The organism is Pseudomonas fluorescens (assembly GCF_000967965.1).
GTDB lineage: Bacteria > Pseudomonadota > Gammaproteobacteria > Pseudomonadales > Pseudomonadaceae > Aquipseudomonas > Aquipseudomonas grandcourensis.
This window is the reverse complement of record NZ_LACC01000031.1, coordinates 50,057-65,338: the sequence shown is the minus strand read 5'-3', so window position 1 is coordinate 65,338 and position 15,282 is coordinate 50,057. Positions and strand designations below refer to the sequence as shown.

14 protein-coding genes are annotated in these 15,282 nt (G+C 60.1%); 6 read left to right on the top strand and 8 right to left on the bottom strand.

Annotated elements, in window-relative coordinates:
- The first annotated feature begins 171 nt into the window (after positions 1 to 171).
- On the top strand, positions 172 to 867 hold the full coding sequence (locus tag VC35_RS23690; RefSeq protein ID WP_046042922.1) for an HAD-IA family hydrolase: 696 nt from the start codon (positions 172 to 174) through the stop codon (positions 865 to 867).
- Positions 868 to 1,007: 140 nt separating this feature from the next.
- Here the strand turns inward: VC35_RS23690 and VC35_RS23685 are convergent, their stop codons facing one another.
- Positions 1,008 to 1,754: a 3-oxoacyl-ACP reductase family protein gene (locus VC35_RS23685; protein ID WP_046042921.1), complete on the bottom strand. Its 747-nt coding sequence runs from the start codon at positions 1,752 to 1,754 to the stop codon at positions 1,008 to 1,010.
- A gap of 124 nt (positions 1,755 to 1,878) precedes the next feature.
- On the opposite strand from VC35_RS23685, the gene VC35_RS23680 reads away from it, so the two are divergent.
- A complete protein-coding gene (locus VC35_RS23680; RefSeq protein WP_046042919.1) occupies positions 1,879 to 2,802 on the top strand; it encodes a LysR family transcriptional regulator in 924 nt (307 codons plus the stop codon).
- A 132-nt stretch (positions 2,803 to 2,934) separates the two neighbouring features.
- On the opposite strand, the gene VC35_RS23675 is transcribed toward VC35_RS23680, so the two are convergent.
- From VC35_RS23675 to VC35_RS23665, 3 genes are all read right to left on the bottom strand, one after another.
- Complete coding sequence (locus VC35_RS23675; RefSeq protein WP_046042917.1) at positions 2,935 to 3,663, bottom strand: aspartate/glutamate racemase family protein; 729 nt, start codon at positions 3,661 to 3,663, stop codon at positions 2,935 to 2,937.
- 56 nt (positions 3,664 to 3,719) lie between these two features.
- Positions 3,720 to 5,261, bottom strand: coding sequence for an NCS1 family nucleobase:cation symporter-1 (locus VC35_RS23670; protein WP_046042916.1), 1,542 nt, complete (start codon positions 5,259 to 5,261; stop codon positions 3,720 to 3,722).
- A gap of 470 nt (positions 5,262 to 5,731) precedes the next feature.
- Positions 5,732 to 6,472 carry a phosphoadenylyl-sulfate reductase gene (locus VC35_RS23665; protein ID WP_046042915.1) on the bottom strand — a complete coding sequence of 247 codons (741 nt, stop codon included), beginning with the start codon at positions 6,470 to 6,472 and terminating at the stop codon, positions 5,732 to 5,734.
- Between the two features lie 173 nt (positions 6,473 to 6,645).
- Here VC35_RS23665 and thrH point away from each other — a divergent pair, with 173 nt between their 5' ends.
- A complete protein-coding gene (thrH, locus tag VC35_RS23660; RefSeq protein WP_046042914.1) occupies positions 6,646 to 7,263 on the top strand; it encodes a bifunctional phosphoserine phosphatase/homoserine phosphotransferase ThrH in 618 nt (205 codons plus the stop codon).
- Between the two features lie 125 nt (positions 7,264 to 7,388).
- Here thrH and pabB read toward each other — a convergent pair whose 3' ends face one another.
- The 4 genes from pabB to rloA form a co-directional block, all read right to left on the bottom strand.
- Positions 7,389 to 8,732: an aminodeoxychorismate synthase component I gene (pabB, locus tag VC35_RS23655; protein WP_046042913.1), complete on the bottom strand. Its 1,344-nt coding sequence runs from the start codon at positions 8,730 to 8,732 to the stop codon at positions 7,389 to 7,391.
- Between the two features lie 232 nt (positions 8,733 to 8,964).
- Complete coding sequence (locus tag VC35_RS23650; protein WP_046042910.1) at positions 8,965 to 9,951, bottom strand: alpha-L-glutamate ligase-like protein; 987 nt, start codon at positions 9,949 to 9,951, stop codon at positions 8,965 to 8,967.
- Complete coding sequence (rloB, locus tag VC35_RS23645; protein ID WP_046042908.1) at positions 9,951 to 11,486, bottom strand: osmotic stress tolerance membrane protein RloB; 1,536 nt, start codon at positions 11,484 to 11,486, stop codon at positions 9,951 to 9,953. The genes VC35_RS23650 and rloB overlap by 1 nt, the downstream gene beginning before the upstream one ends.
- Before the next feature lie 5 nt (positions 11,487 to 11,491).
- Positions 11,492 to 12,028: a retropepsin-like aspartic peptidase RloA gene (rloA, locus tag VC35_RS23640; protein WP_046042906.1), complete on the bottom strand. Its 537-nt coding sequence runs from the start codon at positions 12,026 to 12,028 to the stop codon at positions 11,492 to 11,494.
- 298 nt (positions 12,029 to 12,326) lie between these two features.
- Between rloA and VC35_RS23635 the strand changes: the two genes are divergently transcribed.
- From VC35_RS23635 to prpC, 3 genes are read left to right on the top strand one after another with little or no spacing between them, the layout of a single operon-like run.
- The gene (locus VC35_RS23635) at positions 12,327 to 13,046 is read left to right on the top strand and encodes a GntR family transcriptional regulator (protein WP_008048579.1); all 720 of its coding nucleotides are present in this window, start codon (positions 12,327 to 12,329) and stop codon (positions 13,044 to 13,046) included.
- Complete coding sequence (gene prpB / locus VC35_RS23630) at positions 13,043 to 13,933, top strand: methylisocitrate lyase (protein WP_008061726.1); 891 nt, start codon at positions 13,043 to 13,045, stop codon at positions 13,931 to 13,933. Before VC35_RS23635 ends, prpB begins: the two co-directional genes overlap by 4 nt.
- Before the next feature lie 42 nt (positions 13,934 to 13,975).
- A complete protein-coding gene (gene prpC / locus VC35_RS23625) occupies positions 13,976 to 15,103 on the top strand; it encodes a bifunctional 2-methylcitrate synthase/citrate synthase (RefSeq protein ID WP_046042905.1) in 1,128 nt (375 codons plus the stop codon).
- Positions 15,104 to 15,282 lie beyond the last annotated feature (179 nt).

The window sequence follows — 15,282 nt, the reverse complement described above, 5'->3', positions numbered from 1 at the left end:
GGCGCTTGCTGTAGGGCGATTCGCTTAATCGCGGAGGGCCATTCGGCGTCGATCGGGATTTCATCATTGCCCTGAACCGGCGGGGCTCGCTATGCTGCTGAATCCTTTAATCCATGGGGCATTGGCCGTACCTGAGCTGCCCGGGATGCCTTAGAAAACGGATCAGATTCGATGAATGCACCACTGAAAGCATTCGGCCCGATCAAGGCCGTGATTTTCGATATGGACGGCTTGTTGCTGGATACAGAGGGCATCTACACCGAAGTCACGTCCATCATTGCCGCGCGTTACGGCCGGACGTTCGACTGGAGCATCAAACAGAACATCATTGGCCGGGGCGCGGGCGATCTGGCGCGCTATGTGGTTGAAGCGCTGGACCTGCCGATTACGGCGCAAGAGTTCCTGGTGATCCGCGAGCCGCTGATGCGCGAGCGTTTTCCTACAGCGCAGGCAATGCCCGGTGCACAGGAACTGGTACGGCATCTGAAGGCCAACAACATTCCCATTGCCGTGGGAACCAGTTCCTCGAGCCAGTCGTTTGGCCAGAAAACCACCTTGCACCGCGACTGGTTCGCCTTGTTCGACTTTATCGTCACCGCCGATGACCCCGAAGTGGGCGCGGCCAAACCGGCACCGGATATTTTCCTGACGGCGGCGCGGCGCCTGGGTGTTGCACCCGAAGATTGCCTGGTGTTCGAGGATTCGCCCTTTGGTGTCACTGCGGCGAAGGCGGCAGGGATGACGGCGATTGCGATTCCGGATGCGGCAATGGCCGACGCAAAGTACGCACATGCCGATGGCATTCTTCGTACGTTGAAGGCGTTCGAGCCGGGCGCATTTGGTTTGCCGGCGCTGGAGCGGACCTAGCTAAAAAGACGGGTCGACACTGGCAAATGTGGGAGCGAGCCTGCTCGCGAAAGCGGTGTTTCAGACAACATCAACGTGTCTGATACTCCCTCTTCGCGAGCAGGCTCGCTCCCACAGTTATTGCAGTTGGCAGATACGAATCAGGCGCCGAAACCACCGTCGATGGTCAGGCTGGCCCCAGTGATATAGCCCGCTTCAGGGCTGGCGAGGTAAGCAACGAAGCTGGCGATCTCTTCGGCCTTGCCGTAACGGCCCACGGCCATCAATGGGATCAGGCTTTCTGCAAAGTCACCGTGGGCCGGGTTCATGTCGGTGTCGACCGGCCCCGGTTGCACGTTATTGATGGTGATGCCTTGCGGGCCGAGATCACGGGCCAGGCCTTTGGTCAGGCCGACCAGTGCCGACTTGCTCATAGCGTACGGGCCACCACCGGCGAAGGGCATGCGATCGGCGTTGGTGCTGCCAATGTTGATGATGCGTCCGCCTTCGGTCATGTGTTTAGCGGCGGCCTGGGTGGCGATGAATACGCTGCGCACGTTGATGGCGAGGGTCTGGTCGAAGTCTTCGAGTTTGAACTCGGCCAGCGGTGCGACCGCCAGTACGCCGGCATTGTTGACCAGGATATCCAGGCGACCGAAGGCTTCTACCGTGGCGGACACAGCACTGCGGATCGCGTCGGCGTCGGCGCTGTCGGCCTTGATGGCCAGGGCCTTGCCGCCCTTGGCGGTGATGCTGTCTTGCAGTTCTTCGGCCTTGGCCGTGGAGCTGACGTAAGTGAAGGCAACGGTCGCGCCTTCAGCAGCCAGGCGCTTGACGATGGCTGCGCCGATACCGCGAGAACCACCTTGAATCAATGCCACTTTGCCGCTGAGGTTCTGAGTAGTCATGTCGATCTCCAAGTCCCGAGGCGAGATGTCCCGGTTGATGGAGCCTAGTATCGATTCAGGATTACCTGCTGTGTAGACCATAATTACGATAGTCTGTGTAAACCAAAAGTTTATAGTGGCGCCTATGGAAACCTTCAGCAGTATCGAATGCTTTGTGCGCAGTGCCGAGGTCGGCAGCTTTGCTGAAGCGGCGCGACGCCTGAGCCTGACACCGGCGGCGGTGGGCAAGAGTGTTGCCAAGCTCGAGGCGCGCCTGGGCGTCAGATTGTTCCAGCGCAGCACTCGCAGCCTGACGCTGACGGAGGCCGGTCAGTTGTTTCTCGGCGAAGTCAGCGGCAGCCTGCACACGATCCAGAATGCCGTGGCCAATCTTGCCAGCGCCGGAGGGCAGCCGGCGGGCACCCTGAAAGTCAGTATGGGGACGGTATTTGGCTGCCTGTACATTGTGCCGATGCTCGGCGAGTTTCTGCGGCGATTCCCGGCGATAAACCCGGACTGGCACTTCGACAACCGCCAGGTCGATCTGATCGGGCAAGGTTTCGACGCGGCAATCGGCGGCGGCTTTGAATTGCCCCAGGGCGTGGTGGCGCGCCGGCTGAGTCCCGCGCATCGGGTGTTGGTGGCTACGAAGGACTATCTGGAGACACATGCGGCAATCAGCGAGCCGGATGACCTCAAGCACCATGACGGGATTCTGATTCGCTCACCGCAGACCGGTCGGGTGCGCTCCTGGCAGTTGACCCATCGCAATCAGCAACACAGCCCGTTGACGCTCAAGGCGAGGATGACCATGAGCGATTCCGAGGCCGCCTGCGCCACGGCCGCGCAGGGTCTGGGCATTGCGCTGGTGAGCATGCCGTTTGCCTCGGGTTATCTGGAGTCGGGAAGGTTGCAGCGGGTGTTGCCGGACTGGTACATCGATGACGGCTATACCTCCATCTATTACGCCGAACACAAACTGCTGCCCGGCAAGACCCGGGCGTTTGTCGAATTCGTCATTGAGCAGTTTGCCGAGCGGGGATTGGGGCAGAGGTTCAGTGCCATTTGAGGCAGGCTCAAGACCGAGGCGAGGCCATCGCGGGCAAGCCACGCTCCCACAGGTTTTGCGTCGTACACCTTACCGTCATACGACGTAGATCCTGTGGGAGCGTGGCTTGCCCGCGATGAACGATAACGCGGTCTACCGGGCAAACCGCGCCGGCCAGCCAATGATGTTTTTCGGCCGCGGCGTCGCATAAGTCCGCACCTTCGACGTCGACAACCCCAGCCGCACCAGCGACTCGGCAATAGTCACCGCCGCCGTCACCCCATCCACCACCGGTACCCCGGTGCGCCGGCGAATCTGATCGTCCAGCCCGGCCATGCCGCCGCAGCCCAGGCAAATCACTTCGGCCTTGTCCTGGCTCACCGCCAGTTCGGCCTGATGCACGATGGCCTCCAGTGCGCGCTGCGGTTCGTGCTCCAGCTCCAGCACTGCCAAACCACTGGCCCGTACCGAGGCGCAACGGTCCCACAGGCCGGAGAGCTTGAGGCGATCTTCGATCAGCGGCACGGTGCGGTCGAGGGTGGTGACCACGGAATAGGCGTGACCGAGAAACATCGCCGTGCTGGCGGCGGCATCGGTGATGTCCACCACCGGCACATTGAGCAGTTCCTGCAGGCCTTCACGGCCGTGTTCGCCGTAGCCGGCCTGGATCACTGCGTCGAACGGCTGGTCATAGGACATCACCCGGTCCATGACCGCGATGGCCGCCAGGTAACTCTCGAAATTGCCTTCAATGGAGTCGGCGCCGAAGTGCGGGGTGAGGCCGACGATTTCCGTGCCGGGCGACGCGACGGCCTGCGCCGAGCGGGCGATGGCCTGGGTGATGGATTCGGTGGTGTTGACGTTGACCACGAGAATGCGCATGGGAAGTCCTTATTGCAGTTGGTTCTGCGGCCCGACCACGCCGGGCCGCGACAGGATCAGTGGCTGGCGTTGTCGACCGCGATGGCTTCGCCGCTGACATCGGCGTAGTGCGGTTGGCGCTTGGCGATGATCAGGTAGAGCATCCCGGCGATGCCGGCACCAATCAGCCAGGAGAACGGCGATACGCTGTGGAACCCCGGTACCAGGGCCAGGACGATGGCGATCAGGGCGGCGGGAATGAACGCCGCCACGGCGCGCAGATTGACCCCGCGGCTGTAGTAATACGCGCCGTTCGGGTCTTCGCTGTACAAGTGCGGCACGTTGACCTGGCCTTTTCGAACCAGCCAGTAGTCGACCATGATCACCCCGTACAACGGGCCGAGCAGGGCACCGAGGCCGGACAGGAAATACACGATCACCAGCGGACTGTTGTAGAGGTTCCACGGCAGGATCAGCACGGCGATGGTCGCGCTGATCAGCCCGGCGCGGCGGAAGGTCAGGTACTTGGGCGCCAGATTGCTGAGTACGAACGCCGGGGCGACGAAATTGGCCATGATGTTCACCGCCACGGTGACGATCAGGAACGCCAGGCAGCCGAGCACCAGGAAGAAGGTGTTGGGGATCGAGGCGATGATTTCGGTCGGGCTTTCGATGATCCGGCCATTGATCTGAAATTGCGCGCCGCACAGCAGGACCGTGATGCTGGCGAACACCAGGATGTTCACCGGCAAGCCCCAGAAATTTCCGACCTTGATGGTCTTGCGGCACGGCGAAGAGCGGGCGAAGTCGCAGAAGTTGAGGATCAAGGTGCCGTAGATCGCCAGCCACAACGCGCCACCGGCAAAGATGTTGCGCCACATCTCACCGCCAGTCAGCGGCTCACGGATCGACCAGGCAATCGTCGCATCGGCCTGGGTGTACATCCACGCGGCGAGGGCGGCGACGGTCAGCAGAATCACCGGGCCGGCAAACGCCTCGTAGCGCCGCACCATCTCCATGCCATAGGCAAGGATCGCCAGTTGCACGAACCAGATCACGACGAAACACACCCAGCCCAGGGTCGACAGGCCGAGGATCGAGTCGTGATCGTAGTCGGCGAACCCGGGATGGACCGCCGTCAACAGCACGCGAAAGACCACGGACGCCAGGTACGTCTGAATGCCGAACCAGGCGATGGCGATAACGGCGCGGATCAATGCAGGAATCTGCGCACCGTGAATGCCGAAACTGATCCGGCTGATGACCGGAAACGGCACTCCGGTTTTCTGGCCCATGTAGCCAGACAAGTTCATGAAGAAGTAGACCAGTGCCGCGCCGATCCCCAGGGACAACAGGATCTGCCAGCCACCCAGGCCAAGGGCATACAGGCCGATGGCAAACGAGTAGTTGGCAATGTTGTGCACATCGTTGGTCCACAGGGCAAAGATGCTGTAGCGGCCCCAGCGCCGGCCTTCGGACTTGGTCGGTGCCAGGTCCTTGTTGTGCAATCGGGGGCTGAGTACCACGGGGGCGTGATGCGCCTGATTGTCGGCGGTGTGGGTGGATTGGGAGGAGGGTAGATCCAGCGCGATGTTGTTATTGGAGAGACTAGTACGCATTCCGGCAGGCTCCTGATGCTCGACGCCGCGATGACTGTGCATGAGCGTTGGCTCGACAAATCTTCGTCGCGGGTGGCGAATATCATTGGTTACGGGGCATCTGCAGCCTGTACGGGATAGGGCGCTTCAGGCTTGCGGATCTAAAGTGTGTGTATGTTTTGATTTGATTGTATACAAAACATGTATGCACTTAAGCCAGATCCATGCCAGTCGCGATTCTATAAAAATCAGTGCTCATTTCGTTTTGTTATCGGTAACGGATAACTGACTGAAAAATAGAAAATATAAATTGACCGATTGAACAGGTATTTATTTTTGGAGAGGGAGATGAAGGCGAGATGATGAGAAAGGAGATGTAACTTTTTGGGGCGCTGAAACTAAAAGTGCACACACAAATGGCACCGATGGTGACATTCGTGTGTACACATTTTTTGTGGGCTCCCACAGGGGGGATTTCACAAGGCTTGGGATCAGGCTTTCGACTTGCTGATGATATTCCCCGCATGCAGCCCGCATTCCTTCTGCGTCGCTTCTTCCCACCACCAGCGGCCTTCACGCTCGTGCTGGTTCGGCAGTACCGGGCGGGTGCAGGGTTCGCAGCCAATGCTGATGAAACCGCGTTCGTGCAGGCTGTTGTACGGCAGTTCCAGCATGCGGATGTAGCCCCAGATCTCTTCGCTGGTCATTTGCGCCAGCGGGTTGAACTTGTACAGGGTGCGTTCCGGGGTGGAGAACGCGGTGTCGATTTCCATCACCGCGACGGCGCTGCGAGTACCGGGGCTCTGGTCCCGACGCTGGCCGGTGGCCCAGGCCGTCACGCTGGACAGTTTGCGGCGCAGCGGTTCGATCTTGCGGATGCCGCAGCATTCGCCATGGCCGTCCTTGTAGAAACTGAACAGGCCTTTTTCCTTCACGAACGGTTCGAGTTTGGTGTAGTCCGGCGACACCAGTTCGATGTCGATCTTGTAGTGCTCACGCACCTGATCGATGAAACGATACGTCTCGGGGTGCAAGCGGCCGGTGTCGAGGCTGAACACCTTGACGTTCTTGTTCAGCTTCCAGGCCATGTCCACCAGCACCACATCCTCGGCGCCGCTGAAAGATATCCACAGGTCATCGCCGAACTCGGCAAAAGCGAGTTTCAGAATGTCCTGGGCGGATTTGTTGGCATAGGTCGTGGCGAGTTCCACGAGGTCGAACGTTGGGCTCATCAGGGCGGCTTCCTACAGGTCGGTGGCGCTGGGCGCTCTATATAGGGTCGATGGTAACAAAAAGCTGCACGGGCCGGGGCATCCTCTGCGTTGCGCAGGCAGGCCCGAGTCGCTAGAGTTCGGCAGTCTTTTTGCTCGCTCGACTCAATAATCAATACAAATGGGAGTGTCTTGTGGAAATTGCCTGTCTGGATCTTGAAGGTGTACTGGTTCCGGAAATCTGGATCGCCTTCGCCGAAAAAACCGGGATCGAATCCCTCAGGGCCACCACCCGGGACATTCCCGACTACGACGTGCTGATGAAGCAGCGCCTGCGGATCCTCGACGAGCACGGCCTGAAGCTCTCCGACATTCAGGAAGTGATCGCCACGCTCAAGCCGCTGGACGGCGCCATCGAGTTCGTCGACTGGCTGCGCGAGCGTTTCCAGGTGGTGATCCTGTCGGACACCTTCTATGAGTTCTCCCAGCCGCTGATGCGCCAACTGGGCTTCCCGACCTTGCTCTGCCATCGTCTGATTACTGACGACACTGGGCGAGTCACTGACTATCAACTGCGTCAGAAAGATCCCAAGCGTCAGTCAGTCCTGGCCTTCAAGAGCCTCTACTACCGGGTGATCGCGGCGGGGGATTCCTACAATGACACCACTATGTTGGGCGAGGCCGATGCCGGGATTCTGTTCCATGCGCCGGATAACGTGATTGCGCAGTTCCCGCAGTTCCCGGCGGTGCACACGTTTGAAGAGCTGAAGCAGGAGTTCATCAAGGCTTCGAACCGCACTTTGAGCCTGTAAGTACATTTCCTGTCGGAGCGAGCTTGCTCGCGATGGTCGTCAACGATAACGCGGCAAGCCTGACACCCCGCAGCGTTTTCAGGTTCATCGCGAGCAAGCTCGCTCCTACAGGGACGGGTTCGGTGTCAGAGGTTTTGCAAGGTTTCGAGCAACACCTTCACCTTGGTGATCGACTCCTGATACTCAGCCTGCCATTCCGAGTCCGCGACAATCCCGCCACCACCCCAGCAGCACACCTGCCCGTCCTTGACCAGCAGACTGCGAATGGCGATGGAGCTGTCCATCTCGCCGCGCACGTCCAGGTAGATCAATGAACCGCAATACAGTCCGCGCCGGGTCGGTTCCAGCTCATCGATGATCTGCATGGCGCGAATCTTTGGCGCGCCGGTAATCGAGCCGCCGGGGAAGCTGCCGGCGATCAGGTCCAGGGCATCGCGGTCATCCGCCAGTTCACCGGTGACGCTGCTCACCAGGTGGTGCACGTTCGGATAGCTTTCCAGGCTGAACAGTTCCGGCACCCGTACCGAGCCGGTGCGGCAGGTGCGACCGAGGTCATTGCGCAGCAGATCGACAATCATCAGGTTTTCCGCGCGGTCCTTGGGGCTGGCCAGCAGTTCGGCGGCGTTCGCAGCGTCTTGCTCAGGCGTCAGGCCCCGCGGGCGAGTGCCCTTGATCGGGCGGGTTTCCACATGGCCCTGGCTGACTTTGACGAAGCGTTCCGGCGACAGGCTGAGTACGGCATCGCCGTCAGGCAGGCTCTGGAAACCGGAAAAAGGCGTCGGGCACGCTGCGCGCAGCGCGCAGTAAGCGGCCCACGAATCACCCTGGCAGGGTGCGCGAAAGCGTTGGGCGAAATTGACCTGATAACAGTCGCCGGCCTGAATGTACTGCTGGATGCGCTCGATGGCCTGTTGATACTCATCGGCGCTCAACTCGGCAGTCATCGGGGTGAGCAGTTTGAAGGGCGCGACCACTCCCGGCGCAGATTGGCTGAACAGATCGATCAGGCGCTGACGCTCGCTGTCGGGCAGGGTCGGGTGGAACACCAATTGACTGGTCAGCGAAAGGTGATCGCTGATCAATGCCCAGTTGTACAAACCGAAACGTGCGTCAGGCAGCTGCAGGTCGTCACGGGCCTGGCTCGGCAGGCGCTCCAGATGTCGGCCGAAGTCGTAACTCAGGTAGCCGATCAATCCACCGGCAAACGGCAACTCATAAGGTGCTGGCAGGGTGGCTTCGCCCAGGCGTGTCAGGTTATCGCGCAGGCGTTGCAGGAAGGCGTCGCCACTTTCGTCGGGCGATACCGTCAGTTGTTCCAGCGGCCAGGCGCTGAGCAGGTCATAGCGGCCGCGGTCGGCGCTGGGGCGGCCACTGTCGAGCAGCACGGCGCCAGGGGCATGGCGAATCGCCGCGAAATATTCGGCGGGGTTGGCGCGATAGGGCAGCGGGTGTACGGAGCAGGTCAACATGGGCGGGGGAAGTCAGCCATCGAGGCGGGGTGGCGATTGTAGTCCTCTGCAGGACTTGGTCCTAGAGGGATGTCGGAAAGATGCATGTTGATAACGGCCGAAATAAAACTCTGTGGCGAGGGAGCTTGCTCCCGCTCGTCTGCGCAGCAGACGCATGATCCAGCTGGCACACATGGGAGAAGGGGGGGCTGCTGCGCACCCCAGCGGGAGCAAGCTCCCTCGCCACAAAAGATCAGCCTTCGACCGCAGGAATATGTCCAAACATCTCCTGTACAAACGCCACGCGCTCTTCGACCGATTCAGTCACGCCACGAGCCTTGAGGTCTTCCAGCCGCGCCTCGACCGCATGAGTACGCAACGTCAGCCCGCAATCGTTGGCAATCTGGATATTCAGCCCCGGCCGGGCGTTGAGTTCCAGAATCAGCGGGCCTTTTTCCTGGTCCAGGACCATGTCGACACCGATGTAGCCCAAGCCGCACAACTCATAACAACCAGCGGCGAGTTTCATGAAACCGTCCCAGTAGGGCAGTTGCACGCCATCCACTGCGTTCGTGGTGTCCGGGTGTTTGTTGATGATGTTGTTCAGCCAGGTGCCGCGCAGGGTGAGGCCGGTGGCCAGGTCCACGCCGACACCGATGGCGCCCTGGTGCAGGTTGGCTTTGCCGTTGGACTGGCGCGTCGGCAAGCGCAACATGGCCATCACCGGGTAGCCCATCAAAACAATGATGCGAATGTCCGGCACGCCTTCGTAACTGATGCTCTTGAAGATCTGGTCCGGGATCACGCGGTATTCGATCAGCGCCCGGTCGCGGTGCCCGCCCAGGGAGTACAGGCCGGTCAGGATGCTGGAAATCTGATGCTCGATTTCTTCATGGCTGATGATCCGGCCGGACACCGTGCGATAACGCCCTTCAAAGCGGTCGGCGATGACCAGGATGCCATCGCCGCCAGCGCCCTGGGCCGGTTTGATCACGAAGTCGCTGCGCCCGCCGATGATCTCTTCGAGATTGTCGATTTCCTTCTCGGTGGAGATCACGCCATACAACTCGGGCACGTGGATGCCGGCGGCGATGGCGCGTTCCTTGGTGATGATCTTGTCATCGACGATTGGGTACAGGCTGCGCTTGTTGTACTTGAGCACGTAGTCTGCGTTGCGTCGATTGATCCCCATGATGCCCCGAGCTTCCAGGGCCTTCCAGGTCTTCCAGAAGCCGAACATCACGCATCAGCCTTTTTCAGGAAGGCCTTGAAACGCACGAGTTCGGTCAGGCGATAACCGCGATAACGACCCATGGCCAGCATGAAACCCACCAGGATCAGCAGGATCGCCGGGAACGTGAACACGAAGTACACCAGTTCCGGCACGGTCATGATCAGGTGCGCCAGAGACGCGGCGAACAGCGTACCGATGGCCACTTTCATGGCATGGCCACCGCCGCGCTCTTCCCAGGTGATCGACAGGCGTTCGATGGTCATGGTCAGGATCACCATCGGGAACAGCGCCACCGACAAGCCGCGTTCCAGGCCGAGTTTATGGCTGAACAGGCTGATCGCCGCAATCAGCACCACCACGAACGTCAGCACCACCGACAGCCTCGGCAGCATTTGCAGTTTCAGGTGTTCAAGGTAGGAGCGCAGCGACAGGCCCAGCGCCGTGATGATGGTAAACAGCATGATACCGAAGCCGAGCTGGGTTTCGCGGAAGGCCAGGGCGATCAGCACCGGGGTGAAGGTGCCCAGGGTCTGGATGCCGATCAGGTTGCGCAGGATCAGGATCACCAGCACGCCGATCGGGATCATCACCATGATCATGAAGGTCTGCTGGGTTTGCAGCGGCAGGCCGTACAGCGAATATTCGAGGAAGTTGGCGTCGGTGTTTTCGTCGGTCAGCTTGGCCAGGCGAATGGCGTTCATTTCGCTGTTGTTCAGGCTGAAGGTCACATTGGCTTTCTTGCCGCCATCGACGGTGATCAGGTTTTCGTCGCCGGTCCACCACAGCAGGCGATCGGTCGGCAGGCCCTGTTCACCGGTTTCCGGGTTGAAGTACATCCAGTCGGTGCCATTGAAACTGCGCAGCCACAGTTCCGGCATTTGCGGCTGGTCGGCCACCAGGCGGATGGTGTGGACCTTCTCGATCGGCACGTGGGCGATGGACAGCAGCAACTCGACGATTTTCGCCTTGTGCGCGGCGGATGGATCACCGGCCAGCAGCAGTTTCACGTTGTCGTCGTTGAGGTTGTTGACCCGCTTGATGGCTTCGCCGACGAAGGTCTCGACGTCGGCCGAGTGTTGGCGAATCGGTGCGAGCAGGGCTTCGGCGGCGATTTTTTCCGGGCCCTCGATGGTCATGCTGTCGCGAAAGGTCGGGCCTTTGATCTTGGCTTTCTCGCCGGAATAACGCTTGGTCAGCACCAGGCGGTAATACAGCGTCTGGTTGCCTTTGGCCCGGCGTGCCGACCAGGTGACCTTGCGGTTGCCGTCGACCCGGTTCACGGCCACGCCGTAGTTATTGGAGATAAAGCTCTCGTTGAGGCTGACGAAGTCGCGGCTCAGCGGAGGCACGAACATCTGAATCTTGACCGGGTCCTTGGCACTGGCGACGAACTCGACCTTGGCGTCGATGTTCCACAGGTCGTCGGTGGCGTCTTCGGTCACCGGGATGCCCAGCACGAAGATCTGATAGGCCGTAACTGAAATGCCCAGCACCACCAGGATGGCGATCAGCAGTTTCAGGTGAAGGGTAAGAGAGCGCATTTGAATTACTCGGCGGTATGAGCGTCGGTGGTGCAGGCAGGTTTGCCGGCAGCATATTTAAGGCTGGGGTCAACCAGTGCATCGAAGCGCTTGAGTGCTTCGGAGCCAATCAGGAGCGGATATTGGAACGCGCTGCGGTCGGTCAGGTTCACTTCGATGCTGCGCAGGGCCGAGCCCATGCAGATGTCCAGTTCGATCACCGGGCGGGCGGTGTACTTCTTGCCTTCCTCCGGGTCGTAGTCGCCGGCCCGGCGCTTGATCTTGCTGACACGGGCCAGCGGGCGTTCGATCGGGTGCGAATGGGCGGCGTCGATGGCCAGGTAAAAGCGCACCCACGACTCGCCGTTGCGTTTGAAACGTTTGATGTCCCGGGCACTCAGGGAAGCGGTTTTCGCTCCGGTGTCGAGTTTGGCCGCCACTTCCAGATCGATGCCATTGAGCGATGCGTACTCATTGAGGCCATACACGGTCTTTTCCCCGGCCATTGCGAAGCCGGGCAGGCAAAGGAAATAAAGGAAGGTGGGGAAGGGCTTGAGTCTCATAAATCCTGGTGCGCAGCGGTCCGACTTGATTCAAGGCCCTGGCATCGCTGCGCAAGCTCCCTCGTATGCCTGGCAGGGTTTTATGACAGGCAGTGCAGATGTGACAAACAAATGCGGGCGGCATTCTAGCACGGTGGTTTGATGGCGCCAGCGCTGGCCGGTGGCTATAACCTTAGGGGGTTGCTTCGTTATGGTGCAGCCGGTTATCAGAAGATTGTCGACAATATCTATTTATCCTTTGACTGATGCGCCTCTATTCGTTAGTTTTTACGGCATTGGCTTACAAGGTGTCGACAATATGCTGGATCAACTCGATCCCCCGGTTTCTACGCAAGACGATACGGAGACGCTTTCCGAGAACGTCTTCCGACGTATTCAGGCGGCTATCGTCAAAGGCGATATCGCGCCGGGCAGCAAAATCTCCGAACCGGAACTGGCGCGCACCTACGGCATCAGCCGCGGCCCGTTGCGCGAGGCCATCCACCGTCTGGAAGGCCAGCGCCTGCTGGTTCGTGTGCCGCATGTCGGCGCACGGGTGGTGTCGCTCAACCACGCCGAACTGATTGAGCTATACGAAATCCGCGAATCCCTGGAAGGCATGGCCTGTCGCCTGGCCGCCGAGCGCATGAGCCTCGAAGAAATCGACGAACTGCGTCGGGTCCTGGAAACCCACGAGCGCGATGAGGCGTTTCAGGCCGGGAGAGGCTACTACCAGCAGGAAGGCGATTTCGACTTCCATTACCGAATCATCCAGGGCAGCGGCAACCGCACGCTGACCCAAATGCTCTGCGGCGAGCTGTATCAACTGGTGCGCATGTACCGCATCCAGTTTTCCACCACGCCCAATCGCCCGCACCAGGCGTTTGCCGAGCACCACCGAATTCTCGATGCCATCGCCGACCGTGACGGTGAACTGGCCGAGTTGTTGATGCGCCGTCACATCGGCGCCTCCAAACGCAACATCGCCCGTCATTACCAGGACGGCGCTAACCCGACAGCCAAACGAGGTGAGTCATGAGTTTGAACAAGAGCACTCCAGGCCAGCGTTTCCGCGATGCGGTCGCCAGCGAGCATCCATTGCAAGTGGTCGGCGCGATCAACGCCAACCATGCGCTGCTGGCCAAGCGCGCCGGTTTCAAGGCGATCTACCTGTCGGGTGGCGGGGTGGCTGCAGGCTCCCTCGGCGTGCCGGACCTGGGCATCACCGGCCTGGATGACGTTCTGACCGACGTGCGCCGTATCACCGATGTTTGCGACCTGCCACTGCTGGTGGACGTGGACACCGGTTTCGGTTCCTCGGCGTTCAACGTCGCTCGCACCGTCAAGTCGATGATCAAGTTTGGCGCCGCAGCGATTCACATCGAAGACCAGGTCGGCGCCAAGCGCTGCGGTCACCGTCCTAACAAGGAAATCGTGACCCAGCAGGAAATGGTCGACCGCATCAAGGCGGCCGTCGATGCGCGTACCGATGACAGCTTCGTGATCATGGCCCGTACCGACGCCCTGGCAGTGGAAGGCCTGGAGTCTGCCCTGGATCGCGCCGCCGCGTGCATCGAGGCCGGCGCCGACATGGTGTTCCCGGAAGCCATCACTGAACTTGAAATGTACAAGCTGTTCGCCAGCCGCGTGAAAGCGCCGATCCTGGCCAACATCACCGAGTTCGGCGCGACGCCGCTGTACACCACCGAGCAACTGGCCGCTGCCGACGTATCTCTGGTGCTGTACCCGCTGTCGGCTTTCCGGGCCATGAACAAGGCTGCGGAAAACGTCTACACCGCGATCCGTCGCGATGGCACGCAACAGAACGTCATCGACACCATGCAGACCCGCATGGAGCTTTACGATCGCATCGACTACCACACCTTCGAGCAGAAGCTCGATGCGTTGTTCGCCGCGAAAAAGTAAGTCGAATAACTCCCTAATAAATTCAAGAAATTGGAGGCAGAAATGGCCGAAGCAAAAGTACTCAGTGGCGCCGGGCTCCGTGGCCAGGTAGCCGGGCAAACCGCACTGTCCACCGTGGGTCAGTCGGGTGCCGGTCTGACCTATCGTGGTTATGACGTTCGTGAACTGGCGGCAGACGCTCAGTTCGAAGAAGTTGCCTACCTGTTGCTGTACGGCGAACTGCCGAGCAAGGCGCAACTGAATGCCTACATCACCAAACTGAGCAAGCTGCGTGACCTGCCGCAAGCACTGAAAGAAGTGCTGGAACGCATCCCTGCCGACGCCCATCCGATGGACGTGATGCGCACTGGCTGCTCGTTCCTGGGCAACCTGGAGCCGGAGAACAACTTCTCCGAGCAGCACGACAAGACCGACCGCCTGCTGGCCGCGTTCCCGGCGATCATGACCTACTGGTATCGCTTCAGCCACGAAGGCAAGCGCATCGATTGCGTGAGCGACGAGCAGTCCATCGGCGGCCATTTCCTGCACCTTCTGCACGGCAAGAAGCCGAGCGAGCTGCATGTCAAGGTGATGAACGTTTCGCTGATTCTCTACGCAGAGCACGAGTTCAACGCGTCGACCTTTACCGCCCGTGTCTGCGCATCGACCCTGTCCGACCTGTACTCGTGCATTACCGCAGCCATCGGTTCCCTGCGTGGCCCGCTGCACGGCGGCGCCAACGAAGCGGCGATGGAAATGATCGAGCGTTTCTCGTCGCCGGAAGATGCGATCAAGGGCACCCTCGGCATGCTCGAGCGCAAGGACAAGATCATGGGCTTCGGCCACGCGATCTATAAGGACAACGATCCGCGCAACGAGGTGATCAAGGGCTGGTCGAAAAAACTCGCTGACGAAGTGGGCGACAAGGTGTTGTTCCCTGTGTCCGAGGCCATCGACAAGACCATGTGGGAGCAGAAGAAACTGTTCCCGAACGCCGACTTCTACCATGCCTCGGCGTACCACTTCATGGGCATCCCGACCAAGTTGTTCACACCGATCTTCGTCTGCTCACGCCTGACCGGCTGGGCCGCCCACGTGTACGAACAACGTGCCAACAACCGCATCATCCGTCCAAGCGCCGAGTACACCGGCGTTGAACAGCGCAAGTTCGTACCAATCGAACAACGCTGAATGGTGGAGGTCGGCACCGGGATCTGAAATCAACGCAGATCCCTGTGGGAGCGAGCTTGCTCGCGATGACGGGCTGACATTCAACATCAATGTCGCCAGTTACATCGCTATCGCGAGCAAGCTCGCTCCCACAGTGGATTGTGTTCAATTCAAGTCTGGTGCCAGGCCCCACCTTTTGT

Coding starts and splice junctions, on each gene's coding strand:
- VC35_RS23690 (WP_046042922.1), top strand. CDS start 172: ATGAATGCACCACTGAAAGCATTCGGCCCGATCAAGGCCGTGATTTTC.
- VC35_RS23685 (WP_046042921.1), bottom strand. CDS start 1,754: ATGACTACTCAGAACCTCAGCGGCAAAGTGGCATTGATTCAAGGTGGT.
- VC35_RS23680 (WP_046042919.1), top strand. CDS start 1,879: ATGGAAACCTTCAGCAGTATCGAATGCTTTGTGCGCAGTGCCGAGGTC.
- VC35_RS23675 (WP_046042917.1), bottom strand. CDS start 3,663: ATGCGCATTCTCGTGGTCAACGTCAACACCACCGAATCCATCACCCAG.
- VC35_RS23670 (WP_046042916.1), bottom strand. CDS start 5,261: ATGCGTACTAGTCTCTCCAATAACAACATCGCGCTGGATCTACCCTCC.
- VC35_RS23665 (WP_046042915.1), bottom strand. CDS start 6,472: ATGAGCCCAACGTTCGACCTCGTGGAACTCGCCACGACCTATGCCAAC.
- pabB (WP_046042913.1), bottom strand. CDS start 8,732: ATGTTGACCTGCTCCGTACACCCGCTGCCCTATCGCGCCAACCCCGCC.
- VC35_RS23650 (WP_046042910.1), bottom strand. CDS start 9,951: ATGTTCGGCTTCTGGAAGACCTGGAAGGCCCTGGAAGCTCGGGGCATC.
- rloB (WP_046042908.1), bottom strand. CDS start 11,486: ATGCGCTCTCTTACCCTTCACCTGAAACTGCTGATCGCCATCCTGGTG.
- rloA (WP_046042906.1), bottom strand. CDS start 12,028: ATGAGACTCAAGCCCTTCCCCACCTTCCTTTATTTCCTTTGCCTGCCC.
- VC35_RS23635 (WP_008048579.1), top strand. CDS start 12,327: ATGCTGGATCAACTCGATCCCCCGGTTTCTACGCAAGACGATACGGAG.
- prpB (WP_008061726.1), top strand. CDS start 13,043: ATGAGTTTGAACAAGAGCACTCCAGGCCAGCGTTTCCGCGATGCGGTC.
- prpC (WP_046042905.1), top strand. CDS start 13,976: ATGGCCGAAGCAAAAGTACTCAGTGGCGCCGGGCTCCGTGGCCAGGTA.